18 protein-coding genes are annotated in these 20472 nt (G+C 38.6%); 11 read left to right on the forward strand and 7 right to left on the reverse strand.

The genetic code is table 11. The annotated features are described in order from the left end of the window. Nucleotides 1–24: 24 nt before the first annotated feature. Complete coding sequence (locus tag LC454_RS20810) at nt 25–876, forward strand: alpha/beta hydrolase (RefSeq protein ID WP_223584329.1); 852 nt, start codon at nt 25–27, stop codon at nt 874–876. On the opposite strand, the gene LC454_RS20815 is transcribed toward LC454_RS20810, so the two are convergent. The 3 genes from LC454_RS20815 to LC454_RS20825 are packed head-to-tail and all read right to left on the reverse strand — an operon-like array spanning nt 873 to nt 3916. Beyond that, a complete protein-coding gene (locus LC454_RS20815; protein WP_223584330.1) occupies nt 873–1916 on the reverse strand; it encodes an ABC transporter ATP-binding protein in 1044 nt (347 codons plus the stop codon). The genes LC454_RS20810 and LC454_RS20815 overlap by 4 nt on opposite strands. A 23-nt stretch (nt 1917–1939) precedes the next feature. Further along, nucleotides 1940–2350, reverse strand: coding sequence for a tRNA (adenosine(37)-N6)-threonylcarbamoyltransferase complex ATPase subunit type 1 TsaE (tsaE, locus tag LC454_RS20820; RefSeq protein WP_223584331.1), 411 nt, complete (start codon nt 2348–2350; stop codon nt 1940–1942). 12 nt (nt 2351–2362) lie between these two features. Next, a complete protein-coding gene (locus tag LC454_RS20825; protein WP_223584332.1) occupies nt 2363–3916 on the reverse strand; it encodes a bifunctional response regulator/alkaline phosphatase family protein in 1554 nt (517 codons plus the stop codon). A 260-nt stretch (nt 3917–4176) separates the two neighbouring features. Here LC454_RS20825 and LC454_RS20830 point away from each other — a divergent pair, with 260 nt between their 5' ends. The 9 genes from LC454_RS20830 (at nt 4177) to LC454_RS20870 (ending at nt 14033) form a co-directional block, all read left to right on the forward strand. Further along, on the forward strand, nt 4177–5427 hold the full coding sequence (locus LC454_RS20830) for an HD domain-containing protein (RefSeq protein WP_223584333.1): 1251 nt from the start codon (nt 4177–4179) through the stop codon (nt 5425–5427). Nucleotides 5428–5460: 33 nt separating this feature from the next. Next, nucleotides 5461–6501 carry a UDP-3-O-(3-hydroxymyristoyl)glucosamine N-acyltransferase gene (gene lpxD, locus LC454_RS20835; protein ID WP_223584334.1) on the forward strand — a complete coding sequence of 347 codons (1041 nt, stop codon included), beginning with the start codon at nt 5461–5463 and terminating at the stop codon, nt 6499–6501. A gap of 143 nt (nt 6502–6644) precedes the next feature. Then, nucleotides 6645–8045 carry a bifunctional UDP-3-O-[3-hydroxymyristoyl] N-acetylglucosamine deacetylase/3-hydroxyacyl-ACP dehydratase gene (locus tag LC454_RS20840; RefSeq protein ID WP_223584335.1) on the forward strand — a complete coding sequence of 467 codons (1401 nt, stop codon included), beginning with the start codon at nt 6645–6647 and terminating at the stop codon, nt 8043–8045. Between the two features lie 10 nt (nt 8046–8055). Next, entirely contained in the window at nt 8056–8844 is a 789-nt protein-coding gene (lpxA, locus tag LC454_RS20845) for an acyl-ACP--UDP-N-acetylglucosamine O-acyltransferase (protein WP_075990789.1), read from the forward strand. Between the two features lie 23 nt (nt 8845–8867). Next, entirely contained in the window at nt 8868–9491 is a 624-nt protein-coding gene (locus LC454_RS20850) for an ATP-binding cassette domain-containing protein (RefSeq protein ID WP_223584336.1), read from the forward strand. Between the two features lie 84 nt (nt 9492–9575). After that, nucleotides 9576–10136: an elongation factor P gene (gene efp / locus LC454_RS20855; protein WP_120261848.1), complete on the forward strand. Its 561-nt coding sequence runs from the start codon at nt 9576–9578 to the stop codon at nt 10134–10136. Between the two features lie 168 nt (nt 10137–10304). Further along, nucleotides 10305–10904, forward strand: coding sequence for a 5-formyltetrahydrofolate cyclo-ligase (locus LC454_RS20860; RefSeq protein ID WP_223584337.1), 600 nt, complete (start codon nt 10305–10307; stop codon nt 10902–10904). Nucleotides 10905–11126: 222 nt separating this feature from the next. Next, complete coding sequence (locus tag LC454_RS20865; RefSeq protein ID WP_223584338.1) at nt 11127–12797, forward strand: tetratricopeptide repeat protein; 1671 nt, start codon at nt 11127–11129, stop codon at nt 12795–12797. 501 nt (nt 12798–13298) lie between these two features. Continuing rightward, nucleotides 13299–14033 carry a hypothetical protein gene (locus tag LC454_RS20870; protein WP_223584339.1) on the forward strand — a complete coding sequence of 245 codons (735 nt, stop codon included), beginning with the start codon at nt 13299–13301 and terminating at the stop codon, nt 14031–14033. A gap of 143 nt (nt 14034–14176) precedes the next feature. Here LC454_RS20870 and galE read toward each other — a convergent pair whose 3' ends face one another. Beyond that, complete coding sequence (galE, locus tag LC454_RS20875; RefSeq protein WP_223584340.1) at nt 14177–15208, reverse strand: UDP-glucose 4-epimerase GalE; 1032 nt, start codon at nt 15206–15208, stop codon at nt 14177–14179. Beyond that, complete coding sequence (locus tag LC454_RS20880) at nt 15208–16200, reverse strand: UDP-glucuronic acid decarboxylase family protein (protein ID WP_223584347.1); 993 nt, start codon at nt 16198–16200, stop codon at nt 15208–15210. The genes galE and LC454_RS20880 overlap by 1 nt, the downstream gene beginning before the upstream one ends. A gap of 66 nt (nt 16201–16266) precedes the next feature. Here LC454_RS20880 and LC454_RS20885 point away from each other — a divergent pair, with 66 nt between their 5' ends. Beyond that, nucleotides 16267–17505: a 3-deoxy-D-manno-octulosonic acid transferase gene (locus tag LC454_RS20885; protein ID WP_223584348.1), complete on the forward strand. Its 1239-nt coding sequence runs from the start codon at nt 16267–16269 to the stop codon at nt 17503–17505. Nucleotides 17506–17656: 151 nt separating this feature from the next. Here LC454_RS20885 and LC454_RS20890 read toward each other — a convergent pair whose 3' ends face one another. Together LC454_RS20890 and hemW are read right to left on the reverse strand one after the other, a co-directional pair. Further along, nucleotides 17657–19105, reverse strand: a complete 1449-nt coding sequence (locus LC454_RS20890; RefSeq protein ID WP_223584349.1) for a glyceraldehyde-3-phosphate dehydrogenase — start codon at nt 19103–19105, stop codon at nt 17657–17659. A gap of 138 nt (nt 19106–19243) precedes the next feature. Continuing rightward, nucleotides 19244–20416 carry a radical SAM family heme chaperone HemW gene (gene hemW, locus LC454_RS20895; RefSeq protein WP_317196277.1) on the reverse strand — a complete coding sequence of 391 codons (1173 nt, stop codon included), beginning with the start codon at nt 20414–20416 and terminating at the stop codon, nt 19244–19246. Nucleotides 20417–20472 lie beyond the last annotated feature (56 nt).

The following is a 20472-nucleotide window of genomic DNA, read 5'->3' on the forward strand; positions in this document are numbered from 1 at the left end:
ATATTATATAATTAGATAATACAGATGAAAAAAATTCTTATGATCTTATGTTCTTTGGTTTCGCTTGCAAAGGCTCAGGAAGTTATAAATCTTTACCCGGATACTATTCCGAATGCAACGGATAAAGATCAGGTTCTTTTGGAAAAAAATATACCCAAATTATTTGCTTATACTCCAGCTGAAAGTGCGGCCAAAAATATTGCTGTACTTGTGATCCCTGGAGGTGGATACGCACATATCGCAATGGATCATGAAGGGCATGCCGTCGCTAAGGAACTCGTAAGAAATGGATATTCGGCTTATGTATTACAATATAGATTACCGTCACCCAATATCATGCGGGATAAGAGTATTGGGCCGCTTCAGGATGCTCAACGGGCAGTACAATTGATTCGCACTTCCAATCCACAATTCAAAAAAGTTGGCGTTATAGGTTTTTCGGCGGGAGGGCATTTGGCATCAACCTTAGTGACCAAATTTAAGAAAGAATATATTTCCAATCCTTCACATGTGTCACTTCGACCGGACTTTGCAGGACTAATATATCCAGTTATTTCTATGCAGAATGATGTGACGCATAAAGGTTCTAAAATCAATCTGATTGGAGAAAATCCATCCGAAGAACTTGTTCAATTATTCTCTTCAGATTTACAGGTTTCTCCTGAGGTCTGTCCTGTTTTCTTTGTGCATGCCAAAGATGACAAATCTGTTCCGATTGAAAACAGCTACCGAATGATGGCAGCATTGGATAAGGTGCATGTCCCAAATACAATCTATGTGTTTGAACAAGGCGGCCACGGCTTTGGCTTGATCAACAAAACTTCAGAAAAAAAATGGTTTGATGCATTTCTATCCTGGATGTCCACGTTGAATTAATCGAAAGGAATCCAATGGGAAATTGTTAGATCAACCGCTTGATTTTTCTGAGGGATTAGCTGTGAAATGGTTGTGCAATGTAGGTCAACCACATTGTTTGAAACAACGATTTCATAATAGAAGCCTCTAAATTTAGTGTCTTTTACAAAGAAAGGTGATTCATCGGCGAGCATAATAGAAATCCATTCTTGATGAATTGCAATGGGCTTTTCACTTGCTATGCCTAAATTTTGAGCTTGTTGGGGATTTAGGATATTACTTTTTGCCAACAATTGTGCTGTATAAGGGTGTGATGGCTGGCTATATAATAGGTGTGGATTATTTTGATCTAATATTTTTCCTGATTTCATGACAATAAGGTTGTCTGCCAGCGCAAGCACCTCAGTGGGGTCATGCGAAACCAAAATTATCGTAAGACCTGTTTCCTTCACAATATCCTTGATGTCCTGTTGCAAAGTATCTCGAAAAGATGCGTCAACTTGGTTAAATGGTTCATCCATCAATAATACCTCAGGTTCATTGATCAATGCACGGCAGATGGCAACGCGTTGCTTTTCTCCACCACTGATATCGGCAACTCGTTTTTTTGCCAAATGATCTATGCGTAAACGTTGTAAAATCTCCGCGGTTTTATCCTGCTTGCGTTTGATATCCGTATTGGGTAGCTGTGAAGCAACATTATCCCATACATTCGCATAGGTATTTAAATCGTCGAATCCTTGCGAAACGAGTTTCATAGCATCATGTCCGGGTATTAGCTTGTCTTTGCGCGTAGGAACTTGCCAGCCTTTATACCGCACGACACCGTCCCTAGGTTCTAACAAGCCATAGATTAATTTAAGTAGGGTACTTTTTCCACTTCCGGACTCACCGATGATAGCCGTTATTTTCCCCCCTTCAATATCAAAAGAAGCATTTTCAACAGCAAACTGTACATTGTTTTCATGAAATGAGAAACTTAAATGTTCGGCGTGAATAGCTGCTAACCCCGGTACGTGGATATCTGAAGGAATATATTGACAAGACGATGAATGAGCCATAATGGAATATGATAAAAGATAGATTAACGGATAGATATTTTTCGGGTAGCAGCGTCTATGATGCTGATATGTATTTCTTTCGCTTCTTCGGGCAACAAATTTGGTATTTTTTCAGGCCACTCAATAAAGCAATATGCTCCCGAATAGAAATATTCCTCGTAACCAAAGTCAAATGCCTCCTGTTCATCTTTAATCCGATAAAAATCAAAATGATAGATTGGCCCGTTATCAGAATCATATTCATTAACAATCGAGAAGGTAGGACTCGACGTGCTATCTTTTACACCTAATTGTTCACACAAATATTTTATAAAGGTCGTTTTTCCTGCCCCCATTGGGCCATATAGCAGAAAAATTCGATCCTTTGGAAACCTGGTCAAAAGAGTTTGGGCTGCAACAGAAAGATCTGCCGTTGTATTTACGATAATTTCCATGTTGCAAAATTACTATTTCGGCAAGTATGTCGCAAAGGGGATGATCATTTCTTCTAATGATATTCCTCCATGTTGGAATGTTCCGTTAAAGTAATTAACAAATTGATTGTAATTGTTTGGATAAACAAAGTAGGAATCCTCTTTGGCGAATACATAGGTTGAGCTCACATGAAGTTTGGGCAACTGTGCATCATGGGGATTCTTTATCGTGAATACGTCTTTTTCAATGTAGTTTAGATTTTTCCCTTGTTTATAGCGGAGGTTCGTATTTGTATTTCTATCTCCAACGATTTTGCTCGGTTTTTTTACCCGAATCGTCCCATGGTCCGTTGTGATAATAACACGTACTTTTTTCTGTGAAAGCCATTTAAGTGTCTCTAAAAGAGGTGAGTGCTCAAACCAGGATAAGGTAAGCGAACGGTATGCCGCTTCATCATTCGCCAGTTCACGGATCATGGAGCTGTCCGTGCGTGCATGGGATAGCATATCAACGAAGTTGTAGACCAGAACATTGAGCTGATTATGCATCAAGTTTCCTAAATTATCTAAAACGTCCTTGCCTTGCTCAAGTGTTAAAACTTTGGTGTAAGAATGTTTTATCGGTTTACGATATAACCTTTTGACCTGATCATCTAAAAATTTGTCTTCATATAAGTTCTTGCCCCCCTCATCTTCGTCATTTTGCCATAGCTTAGGAAACCGTTTTTCCATTTCTAAGGGTGTTAAGCCGCTGAAGATAGCATTTCTTGCATATTGCGTTGCAGTTGGAAGGATGCTGAAATAGTTGATCTCCTCTTCCAGTCTAAAATAATCTGTAATCACTTCGTTGATGATTTTCCATTGATCAAAACGCAAATTATCTATCAGGAAGAAAAAGGTAGAGATTTCATCCTGAAGTACTGGAAATACTTTCTTTTTAAACAACTGATGGGATAAAATAGGTGCATTTTCCGGACGATTGATCCAATTGATATAGTTATTTTCTACAAACTTTGAAAATTGCATGTTCGCTTCCGACTTTTGCATGGTCAGGATTTCATGCATGTTGTTGTCATCAAGCTTCTCAAGTGATAATTCCCAGTAAACAAGTTTTTTATATACTTCTGACCATTGATCGAAATCCAGATCATCATTTAAGATCATACCCAAATTGCGGAAATCTTGCTGATAGGCCATAGAAGTTTTCTCATTGACAATACGTTTATTTTCAGTAAGTTTTTTTATTGTCATCAAAATCTGCTTGGGATTTACAGGTTTGATTAAATAGTCATCTATTTTAGATCCGATGGCATCTTCCATAACATGTTCCTCTTCATTTTTGGTGACGAGTACGATAGGAACTGTAGGATTAATGGATTTGATGATCGCAAGTGTTTCGAGCCCGGTTAGCCCCGGCATGTTTTCATCCAGAAATATCAAGTGAAAAAAACCATTTTTAAAGGCTTCAACCGCATCATTTCCATTGTTGACTGTGTCAACTTTATACCCCTTACTTTCTAAAAATAAGATATGAGGTTTTAGAAAGTCAATTTCGTCATCAGCCCAGAGAATATGTGTTTTTTGCATTTTGTTATATATGTCTACTATAAGAGAGGTTGATATGTTACTCAAATTGTAACAAAAGAAAATACCTCGTTCATTGAATGGATTTCAATATCGTGCTAACATAAGCAAATATCGTGCTTTAGATTTATTTTTAACATTTCTTAACGATGAACTAACTATCTTTGTTTTAAGTTTATATTAGTGATAACCATAAGTTTGTGTTTTACATAAGTGGGTTTTCTATTTAATATGTTGAAAAGTAGCATTAATTTATCGCCGCATTGAACAAAAATAAAATCATCAATGATCCTGTATACGGGTTTGTTGCTATTCCTACTGGTTTGGTCTTTGACCTTGTACAACATCCCTATTTTCAGCGTCTTCGTTATGTTAAACAGGTGAGTATGACTCATTTGGTCTATCCAGGGGCGTTACATACACGATTTCAGCACGCGATAGGAGCGATGCATTTGATGTCTATGGCATTGGAGACGCTTCGAAGTAAAGGTGTCCAGATCTCTGAAAAGGAAGAAGAAGCTGTCTTAGCTGCAATTTTGCTACACGATATCGGTCACGGTCCCTTTTCCCATTCACTGGAACATAGTTTGATTGCAGGCGTTTCGCATGAATTACTTTCCTCTTTGTTGATGGATCGGATGAATCAGGACTTGGGAGGGGGATTAAGCATGGCGATTGATATTTTTAATAATAAATACGCTCGAAAATTTCTCCATCAGCTTGTTTCTAGCCAATTGGATGTAGACCGGATGGATTATCTGAATAGAGATAGCTTTTTTACTGGCGTTTCTGAAGGAGTAATTTCATTTGACCGTATTATAAAGATGTTGAATGTTGTGAATGACGAGATTGTAGTTGAATACAAAGGACTTTATTCTGTGGAAAAATTTATTATTGCGCGGAGACTAATGTATTGGCAAGTGTATTTACATAAAACAGTTATAGGGGCAGAGCAATTATTGATTAAAATTTTACAAAGAGCAAAATATTTAACGGCATCTGGAGCAAAACTCTTTTCTACCCCTGCATTCCATTGGTTTTTAAGCCAAGAGATTGACCGAACAAATTTTATGGCTGACCCGTTGCATTTGGACTGGTTCACTCGTTTAGATGATACGGATATTATGTCAGCGATAAAAACATGGGAGCTGCATGAGGATAAGATTTTGAGTAAAATGTGTCAGCGAATAATGAAAAGAGACCTGTATCGTTCAGTTATGAGCAATAAACCCTTTCCCCCAGATTATATAGAACTGGTAAAAGCCAAAGTACGGGAATCCTTAGGTGTAAAGGAAGAGGATATTCATTATTATGTGTTTACACAGGAAATTCATAATCGCGCATATAACCCTACTAATGATCAAATCAAGATATTATTGAAGTCGGGAGAACTTATTGATATTACTGAAGCGTCGGATCTTGGAAATTTAGAAGCGTTGTCAAAAAATGTGTCCAAATATGCATTATGTTATCCGAAAGAGGTAGGATATATTGCAATTCCTTCCATCGGATAGTTATTTTTTAATAAAAAAACATAGATTTGTACCATGCAATTTACTGCTCAACAAATAGGGACATTATTAGAAGGAAGGATTGAAGGGAATCCTGAAGTTACTGTAGGTAACCTTGCCAAAATTGAGGAAGGTAAAAAAGGCGATCTTTCTTTTTTGTCAAATCCAAAATATGAGCATTTTATTTATACTACTGATGCATCAATAGTCATTGTGAATGAAGATTTGCAATTGATGCAAGCGACCAAACCCACACTGACGATTATTCGCGTTAAGAATGCCTATGCGGCTTTCTCTACCATATTGAATATGTATAATGAGTTTCGTCTTGACAAAAGTGGACGCGAAGAACCTTGTTTTATACACCCTGAGGCGACAATAGGAGCTGGCGGGTATATTGGAGCGTTTGCTTATATTGGTAAGGGAGTTGCGATCGGCGATAATGTTAAAATTTATCCACAGGTTTTTATAGGGGATAAAGTTACGATTGATGATAATACAACCCTTTATCCAGGAGTAAAGATTTATCATGATTGTAAAGTTGGTAAGAATGTGGTTGTTCATTCGGGCGTTGTGATTGGTTCGGATGGTTTTGGTTTTGCGCCGCAGGAAGATGGTACTTACAAAAAGGTTCCGCAAATAGGCTATGTTCAGATAGAAGACAATGTCGAGATTGGCGCGAATACGGTGATCGATAGGGCTACAATGGGAGCTACTATTATACGTGACGGGGTCAAATTGGATAATCTAATTCAAATAGCGCACAACGTAGATGTAGGTAAAAATACAGTTATAGCTGCTCAGACGGGTATTTCTGGAAGTGCAAAAATTGGAGAGCGCGTGGTTTTAGGTGGCCAGGTTGGTGTCGTAGGGCATATTGTCGTGGCTAAAGGTTCGCAAATACAGGCTCAATCGGGCGTTAATCGGTCAATTAAAGACGAAGGAAAAAAATGGGGTGGCACACCAGTGATGCCGTATCAGCCTCAGCTTCGATCAAATGTCATATTTGCTCGCCTTCCAGAGTTGGAGAAACGCATCCAAGAGTTGGAAAAATTAATAGAATCGAAGTTGAAATAATCTTTTTTCATTGAAATAAACTGTTATTTAATTGTAATGAAGCTATCATGAGCGGCCCTAGCTGGCTGCTATCTCGATATGATATTATAATCTCATGATGGTTTTGTCAAAAGAAGTTTTGATTTAAAAATATGTTATTAGAAATGAATGTGAAACAGAGAACCATCAAAAACGAGGTTGAAATTTCGGGGGTAGGTCTTCATACAGGAAAAATTGTATCGATGACAATCAAACCAGCTCCGGAAAATCACTGGTTTAAGTTCAGACGTGTAGATTTAGACGGTCAACCGGAGATTTTGGTTGATGCAGATAATGTCACAGACACTTCAAGAGGAACCACTATTTCTCAAAATGGAGCAAGTGTCAGTACAATCGAGCATTTAATGGCATCATTAATTGGTCTTCAAATCGACAATGTCCTGATTGATATTGATGGACCTGAAATTCCAATATTGGATGGGAGTTCAGCAATTTTTGTGAAATTGTTGGAAGAAGCGGGGTTTGAAGAACAAGATGCAGACAGAGATTATTATGAGATCTCCAATAATATTCATTATGCAGAGCCAGATCGTAAAGTTGAGATACTGGGAATGCCTATGGATGGTTATCGTTTGACTTGTATGATTGATTTCAATTCACCTGTTTTGGGTAGTCAACACGCTGCAATTACTTCCATAGAAGATTTTAAAGCAGAAATAGCTTCTTCACGTACGTTTTGTTTTCTACACGAATTGGAGATGTTAGTCGACCACGGACTCATCAAGGGAGGGGATCTTAGCAATGCAATTGTTATCGTTGATAAAGAAACTTCGCCTGAGGAGTTGCAGAAGCTGGCACACCTTTTTCATAAAGAGACCGTTGCTGTTGCAAAAGAAGGTATTCTGAATAATAATCAATTGCGTCATCAGAATGAGCCAGCCCGACATAAACTGTTGGATATGGTTGGTGATTTGGCACTCGTAGGTAGACCTTTAAAAGGCCATATTATGGCTGCTCGTCCAGGGCATGCTGCAAATGTTGCCTTTGCAAAGAAAATCAAAGAGCAGATTAAGAAAGATAAAACACGTAAAAAAATAAAAGTTTACGATCCAAATATGCCAGCGTTGTATGATACTGTGGAGATTATGAAAATCCTTCCGCATCGTCAGCCAATGCTTATGGTCGATAAAATTTTGGAATTAACCGAGACACATGTTGTGGGGTTAAAGAATGTTACCATGAATGAAGACTTATTTATGGGACATTTTCCTGGGGCTCCATTATTCCCTGGTGTATTGCAAGTTGAAGCAATGGCGCAGACCGGTGGTATATTGGTTCTAAAGACTGTTCCAGATCCTGAAAACTGGCTAACATTATTTCTCAAAATCGAGAATGCACGTTTTAAAGCCCAAGTAACCCCAGGGGACTGTGTTATTTTTAGATGTGATCTCATGGAACCGATCCGGAGAGGTATCGCTAAAATGAAAGGTGTGGCCATGGTGGGAGAGAAAATTGTCTGCGAAGCAGAACTTATGGCACAGATCGTAAGAGTAAATAACAACTAAAGAAGTATAGATGATACAGCCATTAGCTTATATTCATCCAGAAGCAAAGATTGCTAAAAATGTGGTCATTGAACCATTTGTAACCATTTACAAAGACGTTGTCATTGGAGAAGGTACTTGGATTGGCTCAAATGTAACCATTATGGATGGAGCTCGAATTGGAAAGAACTGTAAGATATATCCGGGTGCCGTGATTTCTGGCGAACCTCAAGACTTAAAATTTGATGGCGAGATTACAACAGCAGAAATTGGAGATAATACAACGATTCGTGAATGTGTAACAATCAATAGAGGAACGAAGGATCGTTATAAAACCGTCATTGGTAAAAACTGTTTGATTCAAGCTTACAGTCACGTCGCACACGATTGTGAAGTGGGTGATAATTGCGTTTTTTCGAATAATAGTACCCTTGCAGGACATATCACAGTAGGAGATTATGTTGTTTTAGCGGGAATGGTTGCAGTACATCAATTTGTGAAAATTGGTTCGCATGCATTCGTTACAGGAGGTTCTTTGGTACGGAAAGATATTCCTCCATTTGTAAAAGCAGCCCGTGAGCCGATTTCATATGCCGGAATTAACTCTGTAGGATTGCGGAGAAGAGGGTTTTCGGAAGAGCAGATAGCTGAAATTCAAAATCTTTACCGTATTCTATTTGTTCAGAACCGAAATCTCGCCAAAGCAATAGAGATTATTGAGGCTGAATATCAGGCAACAGAGATCCGTGATGAAATTTTGGATTTCATTCGGAATTCCGGAAGGGGTATCATGAAAGGATTCAACAATAGAGCGATGTAATAGCTTTACCGATTTTTATAGCTTTGGAAATAACATTAAAGGATATTGGTCGAAGATATAACAGTGAATGGATTTTCAGGCATATTAACTATCGTTTTGAATCCGGAAAGAGCTATGCTGTCCTCGGACAGAATGGTTCTGGAAAATCCACCTTGTTGAAGGTTCTTTCTGGCAGCCTGTCATCTTCTGAAGGTGAATTGGTTTATACGAATGGCGAGAGCATCATTGGTATCGATCAGGTTTACCAACATCTGACTATCGCTGCACCATATATAGAATTGATCGAAGAGTTTACCTTGCGTGAGCTGTTCGATTTTCATTTTCAATTTAAAAGTTATCTTCAGGGTTTTGATAAAGAGCGTGTTTTAAATTTGTTGGGGTTGGAAAGTGCTCTGGACAAAGAAATAAAGCATTTTTCATCAGGAATGCGCCAACGGGTTAAACTGGTACTGGCCTGTTGCTCTAATTCGAATTTAGTGTTGTTGGACGAGCCAACAAGTAATCTGGATAGTGCAGGAGAGGAATGGTATCTGAATTTAATAGCGTGTACCAAGCTCGATTTTAGATTGTTTATTATCTGTTCAAATCAAAAAAAAGAATACGAATTTTGTGACGAAACAATTTCTATTGTCGACTTCAAAAAGTAGCGAATGAAATTTTAATAAAACAATTAGTTTTTGTATTTTTGACGACTCAATAATGAGATAACCGTTTAAAGTTCAATTCAAAGAATGGCTAAGGCATCAGAGGTAAAATCAGGAAATATTTTAAGATTTAATGGAGAGTTAGTCTCTGTAGAAGAATATATACACCGTACACCAGGTAATTTGCGCGCTTTTTATCAAGCAAGAATGCGTAACGTGAAGACTGGGAAATTAGTCGAATATCGTTTTAGAGTTGATGAGAGTGTGGAGATTGCGCGTGTTGAAACGAGTGATTACCAATATCTATACGAGGATGGCGAATTTTTCGTCGTGATGGACAATAATACATACGAGCAATTCAATATTCCTAAGTTTTTGTTTGGTGATTCAGCGCGTTTTCTAAAAGAAGGAATGACTGTCATTATTGCTTTTGAAAGTGATGAGCCTATTATGGCAGAAGCACCTAAAAGTGTTGAATTGGAAATTACATATACGGAGCCAGCAGTGAAGGGAGATACTTCTACAAATGCTTTGAAAAAAGCTACTGTAGAAACAGGAGTTGAGATTATGGTGCCTTTATTCATTAATCAGGGAGAGAAAGTCAGAGTCGATACGCAAACAGGTAACTATATCGAACGCGTAAAGTAATATAAGATTTTAGGTTTAGGTTGATTATTCGGTCTTGATAGCGCTCGCTACAAGGCCGTTTTTTTTTGCTTGGTTCCGTCTATTTACAGTTTCATTAACGGGAATTAGATTATCCATTTACTGGATGCGTTTTATCTGAATGATGGAATAAAAAAATTATCTTTAAGCATGAAATCTAAAAAGGAATTAAGACAGGAGTTTAAGATTAAAAGATGCCAACTTTCCAAAGAAGATGAGGAAAGTCTTAACCACGAATTACTGTTGCAATTTCAAAAAATAGAGCTAACAAAGGTTAGCTATATGCATGTTTTTCTTCCAATCCAAAAATATCATGAACCCGATACTTATCCGATCATAAATTATGTGAAGGAATTTTTTCCGAAGATCATCTTGGTCGTATCCCGTTCAAACTTTTCGGACTATTCTATGCAACACTATATCCTTGATCATCAAACGATTTTCGAGACGAATGAATGGGGAATTGCGGAGCCTGTTTCCGGAGTAGAAGTACCCCCTTCAGTTATTGATTTTATCCTTGTTCCTTTATTGGCATTTGATGTTGATGGTCATCGAGTCGGTTATGGAAAAGGATTTTATGATCGTTTTTTTGCACTTTGTGCGGGAGAAACCCAACGTGTAGGATTATCTTTTTTTGATCCAATAAGACGAATCGCTGATCGAAATGAACACGATGTTGAATTGACTAAGGCGATTACTCCAAATCGCATTTATAATTTTAGTTCTCATGGGTATGATACCTCATTCTAGTGATCTTTAAGATGTCCTGGAATCTCCGTTTATCGATTTATTTTATCGGATCAGTGTATTTTTCTTTTATCTGTATACTGATTTTATTGTATGCTGATTTAATTAAAATTATTTTTTATTTTTAGTGAGAAATTCGATTTCTATGCCGTTATGCTGAGATTTTTTATTATACTTTTTTTTATAACGATAATTCCCAGTCGCGCTGTTTTTGGAATGGATATCATGGATTCTAATTCTTCGGCAGAAGAAAAGAATTTTTATGAAACTATTATCCGGGAATCACAGAAGTATCAGACTTCTAGTTCGGCGTTGAGCACATACCTAACTCCATATTTCAATCAGGCCATTCGGAAAAACGACAATGCATTGCTTGCAATTTATTATTGCTTGTTAGCGGATCAATCTTTTGACAGTGAAGGTGGAAGAAATAGCTTTAGTGATAAATACTACCTAAAGGCCCTCGATCTGGAAAAGGATTATAGTTATCAGAATGTCAAAGCTTGGGTAAAAGTGATGTATGGTTTTTATCTGTATAGATGTCTAAAAGCTTCTGAGGCACTTCCTCTACTATTAGAGGGTGAAAAGGGCTTAGAGGATATACCAAAGGATCTGGTGTTAGATCTGACGCATACTTACAAAAAGCTTGGTTATTTTTTCGGAACTTTGGGCGATTATGGAACGGGAATTAAGTATTTGGAACTTGGCCAACAGCAAGCAGGCATTTCTCCAAAACTGAAAGCTGAGATCTTAGACAACCTTGGCTTATTAACTTTAAAAAGTGGTGGGGATACGGCGCAGGCAATGAAAAATTTTGAGATTGCCCAAAATCTGGCGCTTTCTGAGAAGGATTCTCTTCGCTATGCCAAGACCTTGGGCAATCAGGCACGGATCTACGAAGGAATGAAAGATTATCAAAAGGCATTGTCACTTTTAGATAAAGATCTGGAAATCTCGAAATCGCTGGGTAATAATAAAAATACCATTTTCGCTTTAATGATGCGGATCCGCTTGTGTATTTCTATGGGCGCAAATCGAGAAGTTCGTCAAATGATCAAGGACACCGAACATCTATTGGAAGGAGCTGATGACAAAAAAACAATACTGGAGCTGGAAGGGCATAAGTTGAATCTTGCTATTCAAAATGGCGACTTGAAGCAAGAATTAAACGCACGTCGACGTATCGAACAACTTCAGGATTCATTGCGATTTCTGGATGGGGACCCCGTTTTGTCGCAATTGAAATTTATGGCTGACAAACAAAAATATGCTGATAAACTATTATTGGCTCAGGCGCTCATCAAAAAGAAGCGCGCTGAGACGAGATTGTGGGTGATATTGAGTTTGTTTGTATTGGTATTGTCCTTTTTTATTTATAATGCATTTCGATACCGTTCACGCAAGCGTATGCGGGAATATGAATACCAATTGTTGAATCTAAAGTATACCAAAGCCGAATTGGACAAGGAATTGATGAGTTCCAAAAGTCAGCTCGAGGAGTATATGGTATATCTCAAGCGTAATAATGAACAGATAGATCTTCTTTCTTCAATGCTTGATGAAATGGGGGAGACAAGTGTCAAAGACCGGGATGAACTTAAAACACTTTTGCAGTCCCATCTTATAACTGATGAGAAATGGCAGGAATTTAAGTTTTTGCTGGCTAAGGAGTTTCCGAACTTATTACAGGATATCCAAGCTAAATTTCCAGATATTACCGAATCTAACCTGAGGGTGATTGTGCTTATGAAAATGGGCTTAAATAATAGAGAGGTTGCCAATGTTTTGGGCGTTACTCCTGATGCAATCAAAAAATCAATGCAACGTTTGAAAAAGAAACTTGGTGGACAAGCCGGAATATTGATGGAATATATTTCTGATAAAGAGCTTGTCTAAAGGGTAATTTCTTACTTATCTTGACGCTAAGAATGCTTTGCAGAAAGATTGTGATGCTTGTTTTCGTTTTTTATTACGCAATGATTCTACCAAGCCGGTCGAATCGAACTGGGGCTGATTTTTCTAAAAAGTTAATCCATCGATATCAAGAACATATTTTGTCAAGTCGCTTCTTTGGGATGTCTACTGTCGCCCTTCGGCTGTTAAAGGGATCCCATGGGGACCAAGTTAAGACCATGTTATTGCCAAGCTCGCCCTGTAGGCAGGTTCAGTGCACAGTGCGTGCACGTTGAGTCCACCTTTTAAGGTGCTTTCACTGTGCGTGCACATTTTTTACAAGTTGGGAGCAGGGCGAGCGTGGGACGAACTTGCCCATAAGCTATTTACAACAAAGTCCCTTGAAAATTGCAAGATTTACAATTGTCATTTTACTCGAATTTGGAAATCCTTAAAAATCAACAAGATGCTTGATTACAGGGCTTTACTGTGGTATCTTTAGGTATGGGAATAAATGATAATGGATTTATCAGGGGCCTGGTCGGTCCGCTGGTGAATAGAAAAGTTGGCAATAAAAACTACCTGCAAAGCAGGCCATACCGGGTCAAACAGACCGATGATACCAAAAGAGCAGGTAAAGATTTTGGAAATGTAAGTCGTGCTGGCGCTCTGATCCGGATGTGTTTTGGCGAAATACATCAAGGGCTTCATGATGGGCAGATGGGCAATCGGCTAAATAGGCAGATCTACCGGGCAATAAAAACAAATCTTGATTGCGAAAAGGGAAGCCGCACACTGAGCAACAGCATATTGGATAGATTGGTGAATTTTCAGTTCAATGAAAACTGTCACATGCAGGATTATTTTTTTATCGATCCGGTAGTTTCCATGAACAAGAAAAAAGATCTTAAAATATCATTCCCGGAGTTTGATATCAAAAGAGCGCTGGTCTTTCCTGAAAAATGCAATGCGGTGGTATTCAAATTTCAGGCGTTCTCATTCAACTTTGACCAGCTTGAGCCTATTGAGATAAAAGGGGTAGAATGGGAATACGATGTTAAGTATAAAGAGAATATGATACCTGCAAAAAACTTGATCATTAAATGTGGCGATTTTGTCGGTAGTTCTATATTTGTTGGATTTACCATGCTGTATCTGGAAAAAGGAAGCTATCGGTCAAATGTACTCAATGAAGTGAATTTTAATCCAGCTTCTATTCTGGCTGCTTTTCAGCTTTGAGATGGATAGGATGAGCTGCGGATCGGGGAGTTTTTTTTGCAAAAAGAGAATGGATGCAAATAATCCAATTTAATACTACACTTAATATGACCGTCCCGGTTACGAAGAAGGTCATATTAAGTGTAGAGCTCAACGGGCTCTATTTAATCCAAAGGATTTTCTTTCAGGTTTTTTTCCCATGCCCATGCTGAGTCCATCATCTCATCGATACCCAATGCAGCTTTCCAATGCAATTGATCTGCCGATTTGGTTACATCACCATATACCTTGATGATATCGCCATCCCGACGTGGGCCAATTTCATAATTCAATTTTTGACCAGAAGCTTTCTCAAATGCTTTGATAGCTTCAAGTACTGAATAGCCGTTACCGGTTCCTACATTGAATACATCATATTTACCGTTAGGGTTTCCTTTTTCCAATAATTTGATTGCAGCGACGTGGGCTTTTGCTAAATCGACCACATGAATGTAATCACGTACACAAGAACCATCTGGCGTATCATAATCGTCTCCAAATACTGTTAGTTTCTCTCTTTTCCCGATTGCGGTCTGTGTAATGAATGGTAGTAAGTTTTGAGGTACACCATTTGGCAATTCGCCTATCAATGCAGACTCATGCGCACCTACTGGATTAAAGTAACGTAGGGCGATAATGTTATAGTTATCGTATGCAGTAGCTGTTTCTTCAAGAATCTCTTCGGCTATCTGTTTTGTATTTCCGTAAGGTGAAGTTGCTTTTTTTACAGGAGCACTTTCATTGACAGGAAGATAGTCTGGTTCGCCGTAAACTGTACAGCTTGAAGAGAATACAAAATTAATCGGTTTATTCCGATAAGATTCCAAGATGTTGATCAAGGAGAAAAAATTATTGTGATAGTATTTTAAAGGGTTTTGAACGGATTCACCTACAGCTTTGGATGCTGCAAAATGAATAATCCCTGAAATATCACTGTTATTTTTCACAAATTCATTTACTTTATTGGTATCACAAAGATCGAATTGATGAAATTCAGGTTTAATCCCGATGATTTTTTCTATTTGATCTAATATCTTGATATTTGAATTGGAAAGATCATCAACGATTACAGGAATATATCCCGCCTGATGTAGTTCGACAACTGTGTGAGAACCAATATAGCCTGTTCCGCCTGTGACTAATATTTTTTTGCTCATTATTTTTGATTATAGTATGTAAAGTCTTTATGTGATAAAGTTTCCAAAGGAACCTTTCTGTAAAAATCTATGGTTTTTTCTAAGCCTAATTTTCGGTCTATTTTGGGCTGCCAATTCAATTTTGCCTTCGCCATACCAATATCCGGTTTACGTTGTTTAGGGTCGTCTATGGGCAATGGTCTATGGCTGATCTTACTTGAGCTAGCAGTTAGTTCTATGATCTCCTGTGCCAACTGCAATAGTGATATTTCATCTGGGTTGCCTATGTTTATGGGTTGTATACAATTTGAATGCAACAACCTATAAATGCCTTCGATTTGATCATCGATATAACAGAACGACCGTGTTTGTGAACCATCACCAAAAAGAGTAATGTCTTCGCCTCGAATAGCTTGTGCTATAAACGTTGGGATGGCACGCCCGTCATTTAGACGCATTCTGGATCCAAAGGTGTTAAATATTCGCACGATACGTGTGTCAAGCCCATGTGCATTATGATAGGCCATCGTAATTGCTTCCTGAAATCTTTTGGCTTCATCATATACCCCTCTGGGACCGACAGGGTTAACATTTCCCCAATAATCTTCTGACTGTGGTGAGACCAAAGGGTCGCCATAGACTTCTGAGGTCGATGCTACTAATATCCGGGCTTGTTTTGCCCTAGCTAAGCCAAGGAGATTATGTGTACCTAAGGAACCGACTTTGAGTGTCTGAATAGGGATTTTGAGATAATCAACTGGACTGGCTGGAGAAGCGAAATGGAGGATATAATCCAAATCTCCCGGAATATGCACAAACTTCGAAACATCGTGATGATAAAAGTCGAAATTCTCCAGCTTAAATAAATGTGCGATATTCTGTAGGTCTCCAGTGATCAGGTTATCCATCCCAATAACATCGTAATCTTCGGCAATAAAGCGATCGCAAAGGTGGGAACCAAGGAAGCCTGCTGCTCCAGTGATCAAAATCCGTTTGCGATGTTTATTTTCCACTCAATGGTTCCTTATTAATGAAATGGGTTTGATATCTTTGACTAAGATAAACATTATTTTAACAACATGCGTTTGCTTTATTCAATTGGAATCTTTCTTTATGGACTCTTATTGCGTATTTTGGCCCCTTTTCATGCCAAAGCGCGCCTCATGGTAACAGGGCGAAAAGACTGGTATTTGCGGATGAAACAATCGGTTGACTCTAGCCAAAAACATATCTGGTTTCACTTCGCTTCATTGGGCGAATTTGAGCAGGGCAGACCTGTTTTGGAGGCCATAAAAAATAATTATTTAGACCATAAAATAATTGTAACATTTTATTCTCCTTCGGGCTATGAGATCAGAAAGAATACCAATCTGGCGGATCATGTTTTCTATTTACCTTATGACACGGCTCAGAATGCACGACTGTTTTTAGACCTGATCAATCCCTCATTTGCAGTCTTTACAAAATATGAATATTGGTATTATTATTTTGAAGGCTTACACAGCAGGTCTATTCCATTATTTCTTGTTTCGGCAATTTTTAGACCCGAACAGATTTTCTTTCAGGCTTATGGTACTTTTTTTCTGAAAATTCTGGGCTTTGTGACTTATTTCTTTGTTCAGAATGAGGAAAGTGTGCGTCTATTGAAGGAATTTGGAATTCGAAATGCGGGATTAGCAGGTGATACACGTTTTGATCGTGTGATTGACCTGCCTAAGGTTCGAAAAGAAATACCGTTGATAGCGGCTTTTGTGGAAACAGCTCCTGTTTTGGTGGCTGGAAGTACCTGGCCTGAGGATGAGAAATTATTGAAAGAACTGCTCCAACGGTTTCAAGAATATAAGCTGATCTTAGCGCCACACGAGATCAATGAGGGCCATATTGTCAGCATATTAAATCTGTGGCCTGCGGCACTTCGTTTTTCAAAAATGACGGAATATGACATGACGACTTTAACGGAAGCAAAGGTATTGATCATAGACAATATTGGACTTTTATCTTCTTTGTACGGTTTTGGTCAGCTCGCCTATATCGGCGGCGGATTTGGTGTGGGGATACATAATACACTGGAAGCGGCAACCTATGGAATGCCAGTACTGTTTGGTCCCAATTTTAAGAAATTTCAGGAAGCGAAAGATCTGATAGAACAGGGGGGAGGCTTTTCATTTGCTGACATTAAGGGGTTTATGGATGTCTTTGAACGATTGCAGGATCAATCAAAACGTGTAGAAGCAGCGAAATCTGCACGCCAATATGTACAGCAAAAAGCGGGAGCAACACCCATTATCATAAAATATTTGAAGAATGCCAATTTATAAAAATATAAAGAAAGCTGCTCCAAAGTTAAAAGCAAACTAGCCGGGAATTGAATAGCTGAAAAAGAGACGCTAAGAGTAGACGAACGAAATTAAAGAAAAATAGGGTATCCGATCCTTTTGGATACCCTATTTTTATATTGAAAATTGGATTCTAATAGTACGTATACCTTCTTACACCCGCAATATGCCGCGATAAACGCATAACTTGATGGGAATAACCATACTCATTATCATACCATACATAGAGTACAATATTTTTACCATCAGCTGAAACAATAGTTGCTGGTCCATCAATGACAGCGGCTGCTGTTGTACCTATTATATCCGTAGAGACAAGCTCATCATTGCTTGAGAATTTAATCTGTTCGACAAGATTGCCTTCCAAAGCACTCGTTTTTAAGAGTGTGTTTATTTGTTCCAAAGATATGGCTGATGTCAATTCTAAATTTAATATTGCTAATGACCCATTAGGGACAGGTACCCGGATTGCGTTGGAGGTGAGTTTGCCTGTTAATGTCGGGAGGACTTTTGAAACAGCACTTCCAGCCCCAGTCTCCGTAATGACCATGTTCAGCGCCGCAGCACGACCTCTTCTGGATTTTTTGTGCATATTATCCACCAGATTTTGATCATTCGTATAGGAATGAATAGTTTCTATATGGCCTTTCAGGATACCTATTTTCTCTTCGAGGACGGCCAAAATAGGCGCAATAGCATTTGTGGTACAGGAGGCTGCTGAAAAAATAGCATGTTTTTCCAGATCTATCGTGCTTTCGTTTACACCGTAAACAATGTTGGGTACCCCTTTGCCAGGTGCCGTCAACAATACTTGAGAAGCGCCTTTAGAGGCTAAATGGCGTGCAAGTTCTTTTTCATCACGAAAGGCACCTGTATTATCGATAACCAATGCATTATTGATGCTGTATGCTGTATAATCAATATTTTCAGGTTGCTTAGCAGAGATGACGTAGACCGTGATACCATTAATAATTAGCGCATTTTTTTTAGGGTCTGTATAAACTTCACCCTCAAATTCGCCGTGTATAGAATCGCTTTTTAGGAGAGCAGCTCTTTTTAACAATGATTTGGCATCGTTGGGATCCCTAGTGACTATTGCACGTAGACGAAGTTGCTTGCCAGAACCCGATTTATTAATAAGTTCGCGCGCCAGCAGACGACCAATACGACCGAAACCATAGAGTACAACATCGCGGGGTGTTAATTCCTGCCACTTGGCGATTCCCTCTAATTCATTGAAAATAAAAGAAGACAAATCCTCCACATTGATCTGGTCGTTTGTGGCTTTAGTCGCAAGTTTACCGAGATCAATTCGAGCGGGAGCTAGATTTAATTTTTCCAATCCCCGGGCAACATTCAATAGATCAAATATGGACAGTATATTGCCGGTAAGGATAGTGCTTTCCCGGAGGTGGTTGAGAATCACACTTACTTTTTCATCAACAAGCTGCTCTCTGAACAGAACGAGCTCAACAGCCTGGTTATACCAAAGATTACTAATGATTTGAATCAGTTCGACGGCTGCATTTTGCTGCTCTCTGTAACTTTTGATTTCTAAGTCAAAAGAAGGACTATGTAACATAATATTTTTATAATAGATTATGTTGCAAACATAGTATAAACAGAGCTAAAAAAGCGATTTGATTTTCATTTTCGTAATTATTTAAATAAAAATATGTTTATTATTGCTGTTTTGATAATTTTTCAGACTTTTTTGTTGTTAATTTTCAATAATAAATAATTCGGACATGATATGGTCCGCCATTAATTTACCAGAATCTGTTAATCTCAATTTACTATCGTCTAAAATTAATTGTTGCTGCTCGAGAAATGGTGCGGCATCTTCCATAATTTTGCTTTTAACGGTGTAATCAAAATTCTTTTCTAACTGCTCCAGATCAAGCCCCCACATGGTGCGCAGTGAGGTCATAATACACTCATTGATCTGATCGCGGACAGATAGATGCTCGATCTCCAAGGGAAGCTGGTTGGTCTGTATGGAGCCGATATACTTGGCGTTATTGGCGATATTCCACGATCTAGAATGACCATTGAATGAATGGGCCGAAGGGCCGATACCTAGGTAATGTTTGCCTTTCCAATAGTTAGTATTGTGACGTGCATATAAGCCATTTTTAGCAAAATTGGAAATTTCATATTGTTCATAACCCGCACCTTTCAATGTTTCGATCAGCAGATTCATCTGATCGGCCGCCTGATCTGAATCAATGGCTGGACTCATGCCCTTCTTGATGAAATGATCTAGTGCTGTTTTGGCTTCCACAGTCATTGAGTAAGAAGAGATATGGGGGATTGCAAAATCGATCAGTTGTTGCATATTGTAACGCCATTTTTCATCCGTCAACAAGGGGTAGCCATAAATAAGATCACAGGTGATGTTCTCAAATCCTGCATCCTGTACACGCATGATTGCTGCGGATGCTTCCTGTCTGGTATGCGCCCGATTCATCCATTTCAGATCTTCCTCAAAAAAAGATTGTACCCCTATACTGAACCTATTCACGGGAGTTGATCTTAATGCATTCACTTTTGCAGCATTAAGATCATCTGGATTAGCTTCCAACGTAATTTCAGCATGATCACTTATGTCAAATTGTTTGGCAACAGCATCAATGATCTTTGAGATTTCGTCCGCCTCCAACAGCGAGGGAGTCCCACCACCAAAATAAATGGATTCAACTTTTCTGTCTTCCAAATATGGAGACCTAAGTTCGATTTCTCGCAAAAGGGCATTAACCATTTCGGTCTTGTATTGCAGTGAAGTACTGAAATGGAAATCACAATAATGGCAAGCCTGTTTGCAGAATGGGATATGGATGTAAATCATGGGCACAAATATACCAAGACTGGTCCAACTTCGGCGTTTATTCACATTTTTTCTTCCATTTGTGGAGTCGTTTCCACCATCCTTGGATATTTTTATTGGGA

This window comes from Sphingobacterium sp. GVS05A, assembly GCF_019969845.1.
In the GTDB taxonomy this organism is placed as follows: domain Bacteria; phylum Bacteroidota; class Bacteroidia; order Sphingobacteriales; family Sphingobacteriaceae; genus Sphingobacterium.